Origin of the sequence: Krasilnikovia sp. MM14-A1004 (assembly GCF_047159485.1) — a bacterium.
Classification (GTDB): domain Bacteria; phylum Actinomycetota; class Actinomycetes; order Mycobacteriales; family Micromonosporaceae; genus Actinoplanes.
Map to the genome: position 1 here is coordinate 5,108,211 of NZ_AP038773.1, position 17,735 is coordinate 5,125,945.

A 17,735-nucleotide genomic window follows, 5' to 3' on the forward strand; every position below is an offset into this window, starting at 1 on the left:
TCTTCGCGCCCCGGCACCGGGCCACCTTCGCAGCTGCCGGTGGCTCTCTTCGCCGGCGGGGTCGGGGCGTTACTCGGTTCCGTCGTCGCCGTGGCCGGACGCTAACAGTGCGGTGACAGGAAGTGAAAGCGTTTTCCCCGTACGGCGGTGAGGGCGGTCACAGAACCGGGGACGTGAGCCTCGTCGCCCACCGCCCGCATGATCTTGTCTCGGGCGTAACCTCGTCCACGTGACAGTTGCTCCCGAGGGCCGCCGCATGCTGCGCATCGAGGCGCGCAACGCCGAGACTCCGATCGAGCGCAAGCCGCCGTGGATCAAGGTCAAGGCGAAGATGGGCCCGGAGTACACGCAACTGCGCGGGCTGGTGCAGAAAGAGGGTCTGCACACCGTCTGCCAGGAAGCCGGCTGCCCCAACATCTACGAATGTTGGGAGGACCGGGAGGCGACGTTCCTCATCGGCGGCGACCAGTGCACCCGGCGCTGCGACTTCTGCCAGATCGACACCGGCAAGCCCGCCGAGTTCGACGCCGACGAGCCGCGCCGCGTCGGCGAGTCCGTCGCCACGATGGGCCTGAAGTACGCGACCGTCACCGGTGTCGCCCGCGACGACCTGCCCGACGGCGGCGCCTGGCTGTACGCCGAGACGGTACGACAGATCCACAAGCTGCAGCCCGGCTGCGGCGTCGAGCTGCTCATCCCCGACTTCAACGCCGAGCCCGAGCAGCTCGCCGAGGTGTTCGGCGCGGCCCCCGAGGTGCTGGCCCACAACGTCGAGACCGTGCCCCGGATCTTCAAGCGGATCCGCCCCGCCTTCCGGTACGAGCGCTCGCTGGAGGTCATCACCCGTGCCCGCTCCGCCGGGCTGGTCACCAAGAGCAACCTGATCCTCGGCATGGGCGAGGAGCGTGCAGAGGTGTCGCAGGCCCTGCGCGACCTGCACGGCGCGGGCTGCGAACTAATCACCATCACGCAGTACCTGCGGCCCACCCCGCGGCACCACCCGGTCGAGCGCTGGGTGAAGCCGGAGGAGTTCATCGAGCTGGGCCAGGAGGCCGAGCAGATCGGCTTCGCCGGGGTGATGAGCGGCCCGCTGGTGCGCTCGTCGTACCGCGCCGGCCGGCTCTACCAGCAGGCCCTCGCCGCCCGCGGCTGACCCCGGTCCTAGCGCTCGTCGAGCAGGCCGAGGCGATGGGCGACCGCGGCGGCCTCCACGCGGTTCGCGACGTCGAGCTTCGCGATGATCCGGGAGACGTGCACGCTGGCGGTCTTCGGTGAGATGTAGAGCCGCTCGGCGATGCGCCCGTTGCTGTGCCCCTCGGCGACCAGGCGAAGCACCTCCCGCTCGCGTGAGGTGAGCACCTCCGTGCCGGCGGAGGCAGGTTGGCCGGCCGCACGCAGCCCGATGCGGCGGGCCAGAGTGTCCGCCGCCTCGCACAGCGGCCGGGCGCCCAGGGCGGCGCCCACCGCGACGGCCTCCTCGACGGAGGCGGCCGCGACCGCCCGGTCACCCGCACCCGCGGCGGCACCGGCCAGCCCGAGCAGGGCCACCGCCAGCCGGTAGCGCTGCCCGTCCGCCCGCCACGCCTCGACCGCCGCCGTCCACCGCTGCTGGCCGCCGTCGAGCAGCGCCGCGACCTGAGCCGCGTAGGCCCGGTCGGTGCCCTGCCGCTGCGGCGTGGCGGCGGCCCACGCACTGACCCGCTCCCGCAGATCCGCCACGTCAGCCAGGTCCGAAGCGGTCGCGCGATCGAGGGCGGTTGCCGCGGAGGCCAGCAGCGGCCAGCCGTAACGGGGGCGGTCCACGATCTCCGGCTCGGCCAGTGCCGCTCGGGCGGCGGCGAGCGCGGCCGTGGTGTCGCCCGCGTGCAGGGCGGCCTCGATGCGCAGATCCAGCAGGGAGAGCCGGTTGTCGGCGTGCAGGAACGGCCGGGTGAGGAAGCCGACCGCGCGGTCCACCAGCGGCCCCGCGCCCTCGTGGCCGCGGGCCAGCCGCAGCCGGGCGCGCAGGCGCAGCCACGGCAGCGCGAGGGTGCCGGGCGGATCGAGTCGGGCGGCCTGCGCGAGGCGGGCGTCCGCCTCGTCCCACCGGCCCAGGGCCATCAGTGCCTCGGCATGGTTGGCCAGCAGGAACACCCCGGTGGTGCGGCTCACGCCGACCCGGTCCGCGTACGGAACCCCCTCGTCGGCGGCTCCCGCCGACTCCTCGTAGCGGCCCAGCGCGAACAGGAGGTCGGAGATGTTGACCAGGGCGCGGGCCAGCGTGGGCAGGTGCCCCGCGGTACGGGCCTGCTTGGCCGCCGTACGCATGGTGGCGAGGCCTTCCTCCGGCGACACGGAGCCCGCGCACAGCTGCCCGAACGTGATCGTGGCGGACACCTCGGCGGCGACGTCCCCGAGTTCACCCGCGGCGGCCATCGCCTCCCGCGCGAACCGCCCGCCCTCCTCCTGATCGATCGGCGCCAGCGCGTACGCGATGTCGGCCAGCAGCATCGCCCGTTCCTCGGAGGGCGGCGCCGCACGCAGCAGCCGGTACGCCTCCCGCGACTCGGCGGCGCCGTCGCTGGTGCCCGCGTTGTGCAGCAGCTTGCCCCGGCGCACCAGCAGGCGGGCGGCGCGCACCGGCTCGGCGGCGGAGTCGAGGTCGCCGAGCGCGGCCCGGGTCAGTTTCAGCGCGCGCAGGAGCTCGCCCGCCTCGATGGCGACCAGGGCCGCCTCCTCCAGCAGGTCGAGGTGGCTCTCGCCGAGCAGCTGCGCGGGGTCGCCGGCCTGCTCCCACAGCTCCAGCACCCGGTCGAGCAGGCGGGCCTGCTCCGCGTACGCGAAGCGGCGCCCGGCGGAGTCGGCGGCCTGCTTGGCGGCGACCAGGGCGCGCGGGTGGTCGTGCGCCGCGTGCCAGTGGTGGGCGATCTCGGCCGGGGCGCGGCCCATCCCGACCAGCTCCGGCTCCGCCTCCAGGGCCCGGGCGTAGCGGGCGTGCAGCCGCGCGTGCTCGCCGGGCAGCAGGTCGTCGTGCACGGCCTCGCGGACCAGCGCGTGGCGGAATTCGTAGCCACCGGTGCCGTCCACGACGATGAGCTGGGCCACGACGACGGTCCGCAGCGCCGACTCCAGCTCGGCCTCGGATCCGCCCACCACCCGGCTGAGCAGCTCGTGGCCGAACCTGGTGCCGCCGACGGCGGCGATCCGCAGCACCCGCTGGGCGGGCTCGGGGAGCTGGTCGACGCGGGCCAGCAGCAGGTCGCGCAGCGTGTCCGGGATGTCGCCGCAGCCCTGCGCGGCGGAGGCGGCCAGCTGCTCGACGAAGAACGGGTTGCCCTGGGCCCGGGCGTGGATGTCGTCGACCGTCCGCGGCTCGGGCTCCGCGTCGGCCAGCTCCGCCAGCAGCCGGGCGGTGCCGTCGCGGTCGAGCCGGTCCAGCTCCAGCCGGTGCACCCCGCGGACCCGGTCGAGCTCGCCCAGGAACGGCCGCAGCGGATGCCCGCGGTGCAGCTCGTCCGTCCGGTAGGTGGCGACGATCAGCACCCGGGGCAGCCGGGCCGAGCGGACCAGGAACGCGATCAGGTCGCGGGTCGAGCGGTCGGCCCAGTGCAGATCCTCGATGATCAGCACCAGCGGGCGCGCCTCGGCCAGGCGCGCGAACAGCGTCGCCACCAGCTCGAACAGGTGCCCGCGCCGGTCGGCGCCCGGCGCGCCCAGCTCGGGCAGCAGCCCGGCGAAATCCGCCTCGCGGCCCTCGAACACCGCGGGACCGTCGCGGTGCACGAGCTGGCGCAGCGCGGCCGCGAACGGCGCGTAGGGCAGGCCCTCCTCGCCCAGCTCCAGGCACTGGCCGGTGAGCAGCTGGGCGCCGTCGGCCTCGGCGATGCGGCAGAACTCCTCGACGAGGCGGGTCTTGCCGATCCCGGCCTCGCCGCCGAGCAGGACGGCCGAGGGCTCGCCGCTGCGGGCGGCCTTCAGCGCGTCGCGCAGCGCGGCCAGGTCGGCCTCCCGGCCGACCATGACCTCGCTGCTGCACGTACGGGGATGCGCCGCCACGAATTCGAGCATGCCATGGCGGTACGACAGAACCGCGTCCTGCGCGACGGTCACGGCGCGACCGGTGCCCGTACGGCGCGCAGCGTGCGGCCGTGGCCCGGCCAGCGCCACCGCGGCCCGCGGGGGGCCCCGGCCCGCGCCTGCGCGGCCAGCCGGTGGGCGTCGGCGGCCCGCTGCAGTTCCTCCGCGCGCCGCTGGTGCATGTCGAGCCGCAGGCCGGGGTCGGTGTAGTGGAACATCGGATTCTCCTTCGCGATCGGTCTGAGCTGAACTCTTCGCGCGAAGGGGGGCCCGGCACATGGGGACGCTGCCCCATCCCGGGCGCCGCGGGTGCCTTACCCGGCCCGGCCGGGGCCTCAGCGCGGGGTAAGGCACTCAGTCGATCCACCGCGCGGCGCCCGGGTGGGCCACCACTAGACTCCCGGGTATGGCAAAACCCCAGGAGAAGGTGTCGTTCGGCACGCGCCTGAAGCAGATCGGTCAGGTCGTCGGGTTCACGGCGAAGCAGGACAAGTGGTTCGTCCCGCTGGTCGCCGCCGCGGTGCTGATCCCGCTGGCGCTGACCGTGCTGGTCGTACTCCTGGGTGGCGGCCTGGTGTGGATCCCGATCGGGATCATGATCGCCCTGCTGGGCGCGCTGATCGTGCTCAACCTGCGGTCCAACGCCGCGATGATGAACGCGGCCGAGGGCCAGCCCGGCGCGGCCGCCTCGATCCTGGAGAACATGCGCGGCGACTGGCGGGTGCGCCCCGCCGCCAGTTCGACCACCCAGTTCGACATGGTGCACGTGGTCATCGGCCGCCCCGGCGTGATCCTGCTGGGTGAGGGCCAGCCGCAGCGGGTGCGCAACCTGATGAGCCAGGAGAAGCGCCGCCTCGCCAAGGTGATCGGCAACGCCCCGCTGTACGACTACGTGATCGGCACGGAGGAGGGCCAGCTGTCGATCCGCAAGCTGCGCACCACCGTGATGCGGCTGCCGCGCAACCTCAGCGGCAAGGACGTCAACGCGCTGGACAAGCGGCTCGGTGCGCTGATGGCCCGGCCGCAGATGCCCAAGGGCGCCATCCCGAAGAACATGCGGCCCAGCAAGGGCGCGTTCCGCCAGCAGCGCCCCCGCTGACCCCTAGCGGGGCTTGCGGATCACGACGGATCCGGCGGCGCGGTCGTGCAGGCCGCGCCGGTCGCCGTCCATGATGACCGCCGGGACGAGCAGGGCCAGCAGGACGCCCCGCGCCAGCCCGCCGATCGGGCCGATCGCGCCGCCGTCACGGACGGCGACGCAGCGCAGACCCGCCAGGGCCATGCCCGGCGTCTGTCCGAACAGGCCGATGCCGACGGCGTTCAGCACGATCAGGACGAGTACGGGCGGCCACGCGACGATCCGCGGATCGGCATAGAACGCGGCCACCACCAGGCAGATCGCCCAATCGATCATCAGCGCGCCGAGGCGGCGGCCGAACGGGGCAAGCTCGACAGTCGTCAGGTCGTAAGCGCCGGTGGGCGGAGTGTCGTTCGCGCGCGTTGCCACAGTCGGTGAGCGTAACCGGCGTACCCGGCTGGGGTGATGTCGGCGCCGTTCGCGCCCGCCGCGCCGCGCGGCCACGCTAACCTCCGGGGGTCGCGACCAGGCCCAACGTGGCCGTAACACGAAGGAAACAATAGGGACACGCACGGGCAACTGTGTGCCCATAACGTCGCGACGAGTCTAGCGACGTGGCGGTGACGCCGCCCCGGTTTGAGATAAGACGTGCCAGGAGGACGTGTGTTCGCCAATCCCGAGGAACTCCTGCGATACCTCAAGGACGAGGACGTTAAGTTCGTCGACGTACGGTTCTGTGACCTGCCCGGTGTGATGCAGCACTTCAACATCCCGGTGGAATCGTTCGACGACAGTGTCGTCACCGACGGCCTCGCCTTCGACGGATCGTCGATCCGCGGGTTCCAGGCCATCCACGAGTCCGACATGATGCTGCTGCCGGACGTCAGCACGGCCTTCATCGACCCGTTCCGGGCGCAGAAGACCCTGGCGCTGAACTTCTTCATCCACGACCCGTTCACCCGCGAGGCCTACTCGCGCGACCCGCGCAACGTCGCCAAGAAGGCCGAGACCTACCTGGCCTCCAGCGGCATCGCGGACACCGCGTACTTCGGCGCCGAGGCGGAGTTCTACATCTTCGACTCGATCCGCCACGAGACCTCCGCCCACCAGGCGTTCTACTACATCGACTCGATCGAGGGCGCCTGGAACTCCGGCCGGGAGGAGGCGGGCGGCAACCGCGGGTACAAGACCGCCTACAAGGGTGGCTACTTCCCCGTCTCGCCGGTCGACCACTACTCCGACCTGCGCGACGCCATGGTGCGCCGGCTGATCGACGTCGGCTTCACGGTCGAGCGCTCGCACCACGAGGTCGGCACCGCCGGCCAGGCGGAGATCAACTACAAGTTCTCCACGCTGCTGCACGCCGGCGACCAGATGCAGATGTTCAAGTACATCATCAAGAACACCGCCTGGGAGCACGGCAAGACCGTCACCTTCATGCCCAAGCCGCTGTTCGGTGACAACGGCTCCGGCATGCACACCCACCAGAGCCTCTGGCTCGGCGGCGAGCCGCTGTTCTACGACGAGACCGGCTACGCGGGCCTGTCCGACACCGCCCGCTGGTACATCGGCGGCCTGCTGCAGCACGCGCCGTCGCTGCTGGCGTTCACCAACCCGACCGTCAACTCGTACCGGCGCCTGGTGCCCGGCTACGAGGCCCCGGTCAACCTGGTGTACTCGCAGCGCAACCGCTCCGCCTGCACCCGGATCCCGGTGACGGGCAGCAACCCGAAGGCCAAGCGCGTCGAGTTCCGCGTGCCGGACCCGTCGAGCAACCCGTACCTGGCGTTCTCGGCCATGATGATGGCCGGCCTGGACGGCATCAAGAACAAGATCGAGCCGCCGGCCCCGATCGACAAGGACCTGTACGACCTGCCGCCGGAGGAGTGGGGCAGCGTCAAGCAGGTGCCGGGTTCACTGGACGCGGTGCTCAACTCGCTCGAGTCCGACCACGAGTTCCTGACCGCCGGTGGCGTGTTCACTGAGGACCTGATCTCGACCTGGATCGACTGGAAGCGGGCTAACGAGATCGACCCGGTACGCCTGCGCCCCACCCCGCACGAGTTCGAGATGTACTACAACGTCTGACCGATCTTGGTTCCCTGACGAGAGCGTTTCCGAACGAGCTTGGTCGCGGGTATAGAACCTCGAAGCGGCGGTCACGATTGGCTCTCAGCCAGCGTGGCCGCCGCTTGGCGTTTCTCCAACCCATCGCCGGCCAAGGGGCAGTCTGGTGTAGCTCGTCCAACCACTCGCACACGCGCTCGTTGCGTAGGGGCAGCTACGACAGATCAACACCCGGTGGCAGAATCTGGCGCTATGCCCGAATTATCACCGGAAGCGTCTCCTTCTTCTCCGAATCCCGGTTCGATCAAGCGTCCGGGTTCGAGAAAGGTTCTCGCTCCGCCGCAGCCGAGGAACGCCTTTGCACGGCCGAGACCCGAGTTGGCCGCCGGCAGCATCGACCACGAGACGGCGCCCGCGTCGTACCGGTGGCGGGTGGCGCGCGCTCTGAGTACGGCGTGGCCCGCGCTCGCATTGTACGTAGCGTTGCGCTCCACGGCGGTCCTGGCAACGGGCTGGATCGCAGCCTTGCACGGTCACAGTTTGACCGAACTCCTCGTGGACTGGGACACCCTCCGGTATTTGGACATCGTCACTCGCGGCTATGACGTTGCCATCCCCGTTCGACCGGACGGCAGTCTGGGTTATACCAATCTCGCCTTTTTCCCGCTCTATCCTGCACTAGTTGCGATAGTTGACCCTGCACTACCAGGGGGCCCGGATATTGCCGCTGTTGTGGTGTCATGGAGTGCTGGTCTCGCGGCAGCTTGGGGGCTGTACGCCATCGGGCGGGATGTCCGCGATCAGCGCACAGGCGTTATGCTGGCCGGGCTGTGGGCAGTCGTGCCGCACGCCGTGGTGGAATCGATGGGATATGCAGAGACTTCCTTCACGGCACTGGCCGCTTGGTCGCTGTTCGCGGTACTACGCCGTCGGTGGATAACGGCCGGGCTACTCTGCTTCTTCGCGGGCCTCGCTCGCCCAACTGCCATGGCGCTTGCATTTGCGGTAGCGCTGGCTTTGCTGGTCCCTTTGTGTCGCGGGCAGGATGGTTGGCGCCCATGGATAGCCAGCTTGCTAGCGCCGGCCGGACTCCTGGGGTATGTGGCGTGGGTCGGCCTCCGATTGGGTCGCATCGATGGATACCTGCATGTACAGCGAGACGCCTGGCACATGTCCTACGACGGGGGACAATATACAGTCCATATTCTGCGTCGGCTTCTTACCCACCCGGCGGAGCTGGGGCAATACGTCACGACGTTTGTTCTCGTGGTTGCCCTAGCCCTTATGGTATTACTTGTCGTCGATACCGCGCCCTGGCCGCTGGTCGTCTATGCTGGACTGGTTTTGGCGATTGTTCTCGGTGGCGCCGGTTATTACCACGCCAAAGCCCGGCTGCTGCTGCCAGCGTTCCCGCTTCTGCTACCCGTGGCGTACGCCCTCGCAGGAGCTCGCCGATCTGTGCTGGTTGTGGTCTTTATAGTGCTCGCCATCACCTCCACCTGGTACGGAATCTATCTTCGCCTGGTCTGGACCCACTCACCCTAACGCCGTCAGATCTCCATCAATTGACGCCGGCACCCGATAATCAACGACAGTTGCTGCTCGATGCCTGATCCACCTCTCGCGGAATCTAAAGCTGCCAGTTGTCGCCGCCCGAGCCAATGCCGCCAGGGAGGCCGGCGCCGTCCCGCCGAAGTCGCCTTGTTCGGGTTGCCTCGCTTCGTGCAATAGCAAGACCGCTGATCATCTAGGCGCGCCTGACGACGGGAATCACGCACGGTGAGCGGCATATCGCCTACCGCGACCCCTCATGTGGCCCATTCAATGCGGCCTCCTAGCCTGTTCCGGGTGCGGGAGTCCTCATTAAGGTGATGTCCGGTGGATGATCGGATAGGCAGTCGTCAACCATGATGCCCAGGATTTACGGACATACAGGATTTAAACTCCCAAGTACGCTCTTGTCATGCTTAAGCATGAGCATCGGACGGCTGTCAAGTCCCTGTTGTAGCCGCACTGCAGCGCGTAACTTCCTTGCCTCCATCGAGGTCATCGGAAGGAATTTCAGCGTGTTCGCATCGCGTAGGCGTCCACTTGGCGCCTCGACGCTATGGTCTGGCCGTGCATTACCATGGAGCCGCCGAATTGCAGGCGTGCTGGCCACGTCGCTCGTAGTTTCAGCGGCGCAGATGCCAGCAGGTCCGGCTACCGCTCTTGCGGCGCCTTCACCAAAGCCGGCGTGTCCGTCTGAGCAGCCTGACGAGGCCGCTGCTTTGCTCGCTGCGCGATCGTGCGGCGATCGGGTACTCGTCAGCGCCGCCACTACCGAGACCACACAAGCGTGGGCCCTGCCGTCCGGCCAGTTCGAGCAGCAGACCCATACCGCGCCAGTACGAATTCGGCGCGGTGGACGTTGGCTCCCGGTGGATCTGACGCTCACCAAACAGGCCGACGGGTCCGTAGCACCGGTGGCCCATCCGTTCGACCTCACCATCTCCGGCGCGGCGACAACCACTGTCGATCGTGAGCTTGCCAGTGTCGGCTCGGGCGATGACCGCGTCGCGATGGGGTGGACAGGCGCTCTACCCGAGCCCGTGCTTAACGGTAACCGCGCCACCTACGCAGAGGTACGTCCCGGTGTGGACCTCGTCATCGAGGCCACTCTCAGCGGGGTCGAAACCTTCTACGTAGTGAAGAACCGCGCGGCCGCCAAAGAGGTCGCAAACCTCACCGTGCCGGTCACCGGACAGACAGTTGCTTCGCTTCGAAGCGGCACAGACGGCGACACCACCCTGCTGAACGCTCAGGGTAAGCCAGTCGCGACTTCGCCCGCCCCGTTGATGTGGGACGCGCAGATCAGCCCGCAGAGCGGTGAGCCAGCCCGGATCCGAGCTGTCAAGTCGAAGGTCACTGGGCGGAAGGCCCGCAAGATTGGCCGCGGTGCCACTGCAATCGATGGTGCTGGTGCTGACCTGACGCTGACGCCAGACATGAGCTTCTTCGCCGATCCATCAACGGTGTACCCGGTGACCGTAGACCCGCAGATCAACCCGTTCAAGACCTGGGGTGACGCCTACATCAAGGAGGGCACCAGCTCCGACCACGGTGGCGCCACCGACTTGCAGATCGGCGTGGTCAACGGTGACCGGACTCGCTCCTTGGTCACCTGGGACACCAGCGGGCTACGCGGCAAGCAGATCACTTCCGCCACCGTGTACTTCTACAACTGGTGGTCGCCTTCCTGCTCCGCGCGTAGCTGGGACATTTGGACGACGGGCGCCTTCGACGGCACCGTGACCTGGGCCAACCCGCCGATCTGGCGGTACAAAGAGGCCACCTCGACCGCTACCAAGGGCTACAGCAGCAGCTGTGGTGACGGGTGGGTCACTGTTTCGGGCACGTCGTTCTTCGACCGCGCCGCCGACGAACAGCAGACCAAGGGGTACATGGGTATCCGCGCTACCAGCGAGACTGACAGCTACTCGTTCAAGCAGTTCCGATCGCGCAATGCGGCCGACGCCTCCCAGGTGCCATACGCCGTGATCAACTACAACTCTTACGCCACGGTCACCGCGCGAGCCGCTGACACCACGCAGACGTGCGCAACCGGTACCGCCCGTCCGACAATCACCACCACCACGCCGGGGCTCTTTGCGCAGGTTTCTGACCCGGAGAACTCTCAGACGATTTGGGGGGAGTTCGAATGGTGGACCGCCGGTGGGGCGACGAAGATCGGTAGCGTCGTGTCGAACCCGGTCGCATCGGGCGGCATCACGGCCGTGAGTGTTCCTGCAGGCGCCATGGCAGTCGGTAATGCCTACGCGTGGCGGGTGCGTACCGCCGACGGCACGGGATGGGGCCCGTTCAGTGGCTTCTGCGAATTCCGTATCGACTACGAGGCCCCCACCATCCAGTCCAAGAGCACGGTCCCGGCATCTCCCTGTGTCACTGGGACCACGCGACCCGCGCTGAACACGACGGCCCCGACACTGACGGCGACCGCCAGCGACACTGACTCGAGTACCACAGACATTACGTTCGAGTGGTGGAAGGTTGGTGGCAGCTCTGCACTCGGAACGCAGACTGCTAGCGGCGTCCCCGTCGATGTGGAAGCCAGCGTCACGATCCCCGACGCTGTTCTCGCGAATGGCGGCGCGTATCAATGGCGGACCCAGGCCCGAGACAGCACGGGTAAATATTCAGGCTGGTCTGGATTCTGCGAATTCACGGTCGCCACGTCCGCGCCGAGCGTAACCTCGATGGATTACCCGGCAGGGGGTATCGCCGGCGGGCCCAATTCCGCTGGCACGTTCACGCTCACTCCGGCGACCGGCGCCACTGTGTCGTCGTTTGCGTACGGGCTGGATCAGAATCCGCCTGCTACGGTCGTCGCGGCATCGGGCGAAACCAGCATCCAGATCACCCCGCCGACGGCCGGTCAGCACACCCTCTACGTCCTGGCATACGACGCCAACGGCATGGCATCCAGCGTGGTGCAGTACCCCTTCACCGTAGGAACGGGCGCAGAAAACGATCCGGCCGATCCCTCCGCCGTCGATAAGGCCTATCAGCCGATTGAGGCGGGCACCATGGCGCCGGCGCCCCCGGAGGGCGATGTCTCCATTGCGTCGATCAAGAACGCTGGAAGTCTGTGCGCAAGCAAGTCGCGGACGATCACTCCCCCCAAGGGATCAGCATCCCAAATTGACGCCAGTGTCAGGGCCGGTATCACTTTGAGCTACAACAAGGTTCTGGGCACCCTTTCCTACGCAGACTTCACCAACACTTCGGCATTCGTTGCTTGGAGGGGAACCAATCCCTACAAGGCCACCAGCGTTGGAAACACTGTGACATGGGATATTGACTACTGGCTTGGATCGTTCAGCGTTGGCGCGTCGCCATCTGGGGCAGTCAACCAGGGTGGAGGAGCCGTGACCTGGTCAAGGACAATCAACAAGGACTGGCGGAACCTCCTGGAAGACGACCTCACCAGGTTGCGAGTTTCTGGTACAGGAGACATCACCGCGGTGGGCTTGAGCGTCAAAGGTAGCTTTGCATTTGGCTACACCACGTACACCGTCTCGGGCTATTCCCACAGCGACATCAATTGGAATTGGAGGCAGGCTCAGCCCTACTTGACCAAGAGCTGCTAGCCGGATCCGGCAACGACCGACGTAGCCGATAGGAATGCTGCGCTGCGGCGACAACCGCCGCAGCGCAGCATTGCACGTGAGGATGCAAGTGATGGCTTTTGTATCTCGCCGACTCGTCGGCGTGACGATCAGCGCTTTCTCGATGGCCGCCGCCATGGGGACAGCCGGATGCACGGGTGTTGACGACAACACACCACATGTATCGCCAAGCCCAAGCCCAAGCTCGCATTTTGATCCCACTTCCGTGGCGGCGGCCGCCGAGGACCTTTGGATTTCCGGCGACAAGGCCGGCTATTACCTCGGTCAGCCAGACCCTAACGCGACTCCCTTCTCGCTCGCGGACACCTATTGGAACGTTCGGCTAAGAGAATATGCACCTACCCGGGGAAATCGGCTCAACCCCGTTAGGATCAAGCCTTGGTTGCTGAAGGACATCACCGGACAGCGCACTGAAAGCCTGCCGCGTGCTGTCCAGGTCGAATACGCAGTGGGAACCGCTCGGGCTCTCAACATCAGCGTAGACCCCAATGTGGTCACATCCGCTCTTGAACCAATGCGGATCAACGGGCTGTACAGGTCTTCATCGAACGACGAGCAAGGCGATTGGGGTAGCACCGCCCACGCCGTATCGGCCCTTCGCCAAGTTGGCGCCCCCGTGGATGCATCTGTGCGCGAAAAGGTTCGTACAGCACTGGCGACAGCGTCGACCGAAACAACGGCCGTCCAAGTTGTTGAAGATCTGGCACCGCAAATGCTCATTGCGGCTTTGCTTAAGGATCAGATCAGTCGCCCAGTGCCCCAGGAGACATACAACAGGGCTATATCCATCCTGGATGACGCCGGCGCGGACCCGGCGACTGTTGCCACCCGCGCCATCCTCGACACCGCCGCAAAAAGCTTGGGTTTGACGGTAGCGACTGACAAGCGAATCATGTGCAGGATCCTTGACTCCGACGGGTCGGTTCGTTTGCCTGACGACGACACTCCTAATCTTCAATTGACATACTATGCGTCATCGCTTGGTTGCCATGTCCGCATCCCGCCGGAAGCGCCATATTCAAGGGCAGGATGGCCGGACAATGGCGGAAAGCCGCTAACCACAATGATCCAGAATGCGGTTGCCCCCACGGCCGAGATGCTGCGACTGTACCGGCGCAACGGAACCGCCCTACCGGCCACTGTTCACGCCAAACTCATAAACACATTACACAATAGTTGGATTCCAGGAATTAAAGATTCAACCTTCGTGACGTTAGCGCAGGCGACACGACTCGCGCGCGTGGCCGAGATATCAAGATACCTTGGGCAACCAGTACCCTCCGAGATTTCTTCGAATGACATTCCGGGAGACGCCGGAGCAGGGCTCATGCGAATGGTCGCGTTTGCCCAGGTTCCACGCCTCAACAGACAGCAGATTGAAGCGTGCCGAAAGCTAATCGACAGGACATCCAAGTTCGAACGGCAGAATCCGCTGCGCGTGGCGGCTGCACTCGAAATTGCATCGCGGCTTCTGCACGATGCACAGTTGCACGCCAATGCAACCCGAATCATTTCACCGCGACGTCAGGCGGCAGGTATCTACTCTGTGCGGCCTGGAGCGGGTGCCCCCGCATCGCTCCAGGCGTCCCTTGTCGGCGCTTGGGTATCAAACGATTCAGAAGTACCCATGCAGGCTTGGGTGCGTGCAGGAATGTGTAACACAGATCTCGTGTGCAGGGAGAGTAGGCAAGATTCGCTCGACAATGCGATGCCGACCTTGCGAGGAACATTGATTGCCCTCGAATGTCAGCGACCACACTGCGGAACCGAAATGCCGTCATTCTTCTAATGCAGCAGCTTTGGATTCTGAGAAACACGCACGTCGACATCCAAGGATGCCGGCGCTGCGGACGAATTTACACCATGACACGCCCTCTCTGACGTGAGGGCCGAGCAGCGACTAGGGACGAGGAAATGGTCGGACTCTCTGCGATCAGAGCATCTTGGGGCCGCCTGTCGGCGTACTCTCGCACGCTCCTAATCGCGGTTTGCGCGATTGCCACTGTCATCTGTGCTTCACAAATCGAGCGCCTGACCGAAACGGATCCTGACCCGTCCTCCGCGTGGAAGGCCCCTGCCGGATACTCAGTTATCTCCAGCCTTGACCTCGGCGAAGGGTCCGTCAGGCTGTGGGCTCATGAGCAAGACCTAGCAATATGTGCCATCCAGGAGGAGATCGATCGAGGTGGACATCATAGGTCGGCCGCTTCAGGCTCTTGTTGGGTCAAGTCTGATTCGGACTGGCGGTTCGCGCGAGGCATGCAAACGTTTCTCTTCGCAGTACCCAAGCAGCAAGGTGACGCGATACTGATCATTGCACCGGGTGGGCAACGCATCGGCCCAATTCCGGTCCAGCATGGGCTGGCGATGGTCAAGGATTACTGGCCCCACGAAAGTATGGAGTTGGAGCTTCAAGCGTTAGATTCGAGTGGTAAGGCAGTCGGACCGGCCACAGATTTGCAATTTGAGGCCGTGTAGGCCTGGCGCATGCTTCGAGCTGCACCCGTATCCCGGTGGACCGCCGGTGGCGTTGCCTTCGAACCACCCGCGCCCCCACCCGGCTCGGCCAGAGCACCGGACTAGATCGCCGGCTCCCACGATCCTCCGGCAGGGGCTTCCACAAGCGACGCTCCGGCTTCAATGCCGGGATCGCTCGTCACCGCAGGTGCCTCCGGCCACCGGCTCGGCCGGAGGCACCCGCACGGCTGTCCGCGCTAGGGCCGGTAGAGGCTCAGCGCGGCGGATTGCCGGAGGTAGAGACGGCCGTTGACGATCACCGGGTGATCCACCGCGCCGCGGAAGGGGCTGCCGCTCACGGCGGACGCACCAGTGGCGGCGTTGAGGATCGCCAGCGAGGAGCCGGTGTCGCCGTTCACGACGGTGTAGACCAGGCCACCGGCGCGGATCGGCTGGCGGACCTCACCGGGCAGGGTTTTGGCCCAGCTGACCGCTCCGGTGTCGGCCCGCAGCGCGGTCAGCGTCAGGCCGATCGCGATGAACAGCCGACGTCCGTCGGTCGCCACGGTGTCGTTTCCGAAGTAGATCTCGACACCGGGACGGCTCCACACGGTCGCGCCGGTGTTGGCGTTCACGGCGCGCAGCACGTTGTCGAAGTCGACCACGAAGAACCTGTCACCGGTGGGGCTGGCGGTCAGTACCCCCTCGTAGGGCTGCGCCCGGTGCCAGAGCTCCGCGCCGGTGCTGGTCGAGACGCAGACCGTGCCGCCCGCCGACGAGGACAGCAGCAGGCGGCCCTTGGCCGACACGTTGCTGCGGTTCGAGACGCCCACCCGGGACCACACCAGGACGCCGTCGGTGGCCCGGTACACCAGGACGATCCCGTCCGGGTGCTCGGTCGCGCTGGTGTCCGAGACGACGATCAGACCACGGTCGGCCACCATGGTGCCGATCGGGAGAGACTTGCTCCACCGTACGGTGCCGGTGCGGACGTCGAAGGCACGCAGGCTGCCGGTCGGGTCGCTGACGCTTCCACAGTGGGAGATGCCGACGACGAGCGTGCTGCCCACGACCGCGAGCCGCGCGTAGCCGAGGTCTTCGGTGATCGGGCGGTGCCACCGCCACAGCAGGCGCCCGTCGCTGATCCGGAACGCGGCCACCCCCTCGTTGTCGACCAGGAACAGCCGGCTACCCGCGACGACCGGCGCCACAGCCGGAGGGCAGTCCTCCGGGAACGCCGGCACGGTGATGCGCCAGCGACGGGTGACCTTCCCGATCGTCGACGCGTTGATGGCCGACTCTTTGGGGTTGTAGCTGGTGTTCGCCGGGTCGAAGCCGTCCTGGGCCCACGCGGTCGAGTTCGCGACCAGGTGACCGGCGGAGTGGTGCCGCCCGGCGCCGAGTGCCGGCGGGGGCGTGACCAGCGAAGCAGCGAGACCCACGGCGGTCACGATGGCGGCCGTTGCCCGGCGCGCACGAACACCTGTCATCTTCACGAAATGCCAGGGTAGGGAGGAATCACCGAATTGCCGTGGATCATCGCCGTCGCGTCACGGTGAACGAGGATGTCGGACCCGCGTGCCATGCTCGCCGGCATGACCGGATGGGACCCGAAGGCAGACCTCCACCAGTATCTCCAGGCCGCCCGCGACGCCCTGTTGTGGAAACTGGACGGCCTTTCCGAGTACGACGTGCGCCGCCCCGTCGTGCCGACCGGCACCAACCTGCTGGGCCTGGTCAAACACCTGGCCGGCGTCGAGGCGGGATACTTCGGCGAGACGTTCGGCCGCCCGTTCGCCCAGCCGCTGCCGTGGATGGCGGTGGACGCCGAGCCGAACGCCGACATGTGGGCCACCGCCGGGGAGAGCCGGGCGGAGATCACCGACCTGTACCGCCGTGTGTGGGCGCACGCGGACGCCACGATCGACGCGCTCGCGCTGGACGCCATCGGCCGCGTGCCGTGGTGGCCCGCCGAGCACAACGAGGTGACGCTGCACCGGATCCTGACTCACATGATCGCCGAGACGCACCGGCACGCCGGGCACGCGGACGTCGTGCGGGAACTCATCGACGGGTCCACCGGGATGCGGCAGGGCAACGACAACATGCCGCCGGGTGACCGTGCCTGGTGGCAGGAGTATCGCGACCGTCTGGAGAGCGTGGCGCGCGACGCCGGCGCCTCAATCGGCTGACCGGGGCGCTGCCGTGCCGCGCCTACCCGGTGAAAATCAGCGAGAGGTGATCGTCGAGTGCGGACACCGCGGTCTGCGCGTCGTACTGACCGCCGAGCAGGTAGACGCCGAGCCCTTCCATCGCGGCCAGCAGGCCCGCGGCCAGATGCTCGGGGTTCAGGCCGGCTGGGCTGTCGTCTGATGCCTGCGCGGCACGGATCTGATCGGCGATGAAGGCGACCATCTGGTCGGTGTCGTCCCGCATCCGCGCCGCCGCCTCGGGGCGCACGGCGGTGTAGGCGAGGAACGCCAGGGCGACGCGGCCGTCGGCCCGCCGCTGCTCGTCGAGCGGCAGCAGTTCGACCAGGATCGTGCGGACCAGTGCGCGGGGGGCCACCGGCTGGGGCAGCGCGGCGACCGCGCGGGTCACCCGCTCCTCGTTGCGTTCGCGGATCACCGACAGGGCGAAGCCCATCATTTCGTCCTTGGTGGCGAAGTAGTGCTGCACCATGCCCGAGGTCACGCCCGCCTCGGCGGCCACGTGGCGCAGGCTGACCGCTTCCAGCCCGCTGGCGGCGGCGACCCGCATGAGCGCGTCGGCGATCAAGGTCCGGCGCGCCTGATGGTCGACCTTCTTCGGCATACGCCCATGCTTTCACATTGCAGTCGCATTGACTCCGGCCCAGGGGTGACTTTAAGATTGCGACTGCAACGCAA

Annotated in this window: 12 protein-coding genes; 7 read left to right on the forward strand and 5 right to left on the reverse strand. The window is 67.1% G+C overall.

The genetic code is table 11. From position 1 onward, the window contains the following. The first annotated feature begins 256 nt into the window (after positions 1–256). Positions 257–1,153, forward strand: coding sequence for a lipoyl synthase (lipA, locus tag ACMCNN_RS21765; RefSeq protein ID WP_412747240.1), 897 nt, complete (start codon positions 257–259; stop codon positions 1,151–1,153). 8 nt (positions 1,154–1,161) lie between these two features. On the opposite strand, the gene ACMCNN_RS21770 is transcribed toward lipA, so the two are convergent. Together ACMCNN_RS21770 and ACMCNN_RS21775 are read right to left on the reverse strand one after the other, a co-directional pair. Further along, positions 1,162–4,089, reverse strand: a complete 2,928-nt coding sequence (locus tag ACMCNN_RS21770; protein WP_412742363.1) for a helix-turn-helix transcriptional regulator — start codon at positions 4,087–4,089, stop codon at positions 1,162–1,164. Continuing rightward, the gene (locus ACMCNN_RS21775) at positions 4,086–4,274 is read right to left on the reverse strand and encodes a hypothetical protein (protein ID WP_412742364.1); all 189 of its coding nucleotides are present in this window, start codon (positions 4,272–4,274) and stop codon (positions 4,086–4,088) included. Before ACMCNN_RS21775 ends, ACMCNN_RS21770 begins: the two co-directional genes overlap by 4 nt. A 188-nt stretch (positions 4,275–4,462) precedes the next feature. Here ACMCNN_RS21775 and ACMCNN_RS21780 point away from each other — a divergent pair, with 188 nt between their 5' ends. Next, complete coding sequence (locus ACMCNN_RS21780; protein ID WP_412742365.1) at positions 4,463–5,155, forward strand: DUF4191 domain-containing protein; 693 nt, start codon at positions 4,463–4,465, stop codon at positions 5,153–5,155. Positions 5,156–5,158: 3 nt separating this feature from the next. Here the strand turns inward: ACMCNN_RS21780 and ACMCNN_RS21785 are convergent, their stop codons facing one another. Further along, positions 5,159–5,518, reverse strand: coding sequence for an RDD family protein (locus ACMCNN_RS21785; protein ID WP_412747241.1), 360 nt, complete (start codon positions 5,516–5,518; stop codon positions 5,159–5,161). A 279-nt stretch (positions 5,519–5,797) separates the two neighbouring features. Here ACMCNN_RS21785 and glnA point away from each other — a divergent pair, with 279 nt between their 5' ends. From glnA to ACMCNN_RS21805, 4 genes are all read left to right on the forward strand, one after another. Further along, positions 5,798–7,222 carry a type I glutamate--ammonia ligase gene (gene glnA / locus ACMCNN_RS21790; RefSeq protein ID WP_412742366.1) on the forward strand — a complete coding sequence of 475 codons (1,425 nt, stop codon included), beginning with the start codon at positions 5,798–5,800 and terminating at the stop codon, positions 7,220–7,222. 519 nt (positions 7,223–7,741) lie between these two features. Continuing rightward, positions 7,742–8,746 carry a hypothetical protein gene (locus tag ACMCNN_RS21795; protein ID WP_412742367.1) on the forward strand — a complete coding sequence of 335 codons (1,005 nt, stop codon included), beginning with the start codon at positions 7,742–7,744 and terminating at the stop codon, positions 8,744–8,746. Positions 8,747–9,621: 875 nt separating this feature from the next. Next, positions 9,622–12,351, forward strand: a complete 2,730-nt coding sequence (locus tag ACMCNN_RS21800; protein ID WP_412742368.1) for a hypothetical protein — start codon at positions 9,622–9,624, stop codon at positions 12,349–12,351. Positions 12,352–12,385: 34 nt separating this feature from the next. Further along, positions 12,386–14,179, forward strand: a complete 1,794-nt coding sequence (locus ACMCNN_RS21805; RefSeq protein ID WP_412742369.1) for a hypothetical protein — start codon at positions 12,386–12,388, stop codon at positions 14,177–14,179. A gap of 925 nt (positions 14,180–15,104) precedes the next feature. Here ACMCNN_RS21805 and ACMCNN_RS21810 read toward each other — a convergent pair. Beyond that, the gene (locus ACMCNN_RS21810) at positions 15,105–16,289 is read right to left on the reverse strand and encodes a PQQ-binding-like beta-propeller repeat protein (protein WP_412742370.1); all 1,185 of its coding nucleotides are present in this window, start codon (positions 16,287–16,289) and stop codon (positions 15,105–15,107) included. A 123-nt stretch (positions 16,290–16,412) separates the two neighbouring features. Between ACMCNN_RS21810 and ACMCNN_RS21815 the strand changes: the two genes are divergently transcribed. Continuing rightward, positions 16,413–17,039 carry a DinB family protein gene (locus tag ACMCNN_RS21815; RefSeq protein WP_412742371.1) on the forward strand — a complete coding sequence of 209 codons (627 nt, stop codon included), beginning with the start codon at positions 16,413–16,415 and terminating at the stop codon, positions 17,037–17,039. 22 nt (positions 17,040–17,061) lie between these two features. Here ACMCNN_RS21815 and ACMCNN_RS21820 read toward each other — a convergent pair whose 3' ends face one another. After that, positions 17,062–17,661, reverse strand: coding sequence for a TetR/AcrR family transcriptional regulator (locus ACMCNN_RS21820; protein ID WP_412742372.1), 600 nt, complete (start codon positions 17,659–17,661; stop codon positions 17,062–17,064). Between the last annotated feature and the right edge of the window lie 74 nt (positions 17,662–17,735).

What these genes read in the sequence shown, in the direction of transcription:
- ACMCNN_RS21820 (WP_412742372.1), bottom strand. Translation starts at nt 17,661, where the DNA reads ATGCCGAAGAAGGTCGACCATCAGGCGCGCCGGACCTTGATCGCCGAC.
- ACMCNN_RS21780 (WP_412742365.1), top strand. Translation starts at nt 4,463, where the DNA reads ATGGCAAAACCCCAGGAGAAGGTGTCGTTCGGCACGCGCCTGAAGCAG.
- ACMCNN_RS21815 (WP_412742371.1), top strand. Translation starts at nt 16,413, where the DNA reads ATGTCGGACCCGCGTGCCATGCTCGCCGGCATGACCGGATGGGACCCG.
- ACMCNN_RS21775 (WP_412742364.1), bottom strand. Translation starts at nt 4,274, where the DNA reads ATGTTCCACTACACCGACCCCGGCCTGCGGCTCGACATGCACCAGCGG.
- lipA (WP_412747240.1), top strand. Translation starts at nt 257, where the DNA reads ATGCTGCGCATCGAGGCGCGCAACGCCGAGACTCCGATCGAGCGCAAG.
- ACMCNN_RS21805 (WP_412742369.1), top strand. Translation starts at nt 12,386, where the DNA reads ATGCTGCGCTGCGGCGACAACCGCCGCAGCGCAGCATTGCACGTGAGG.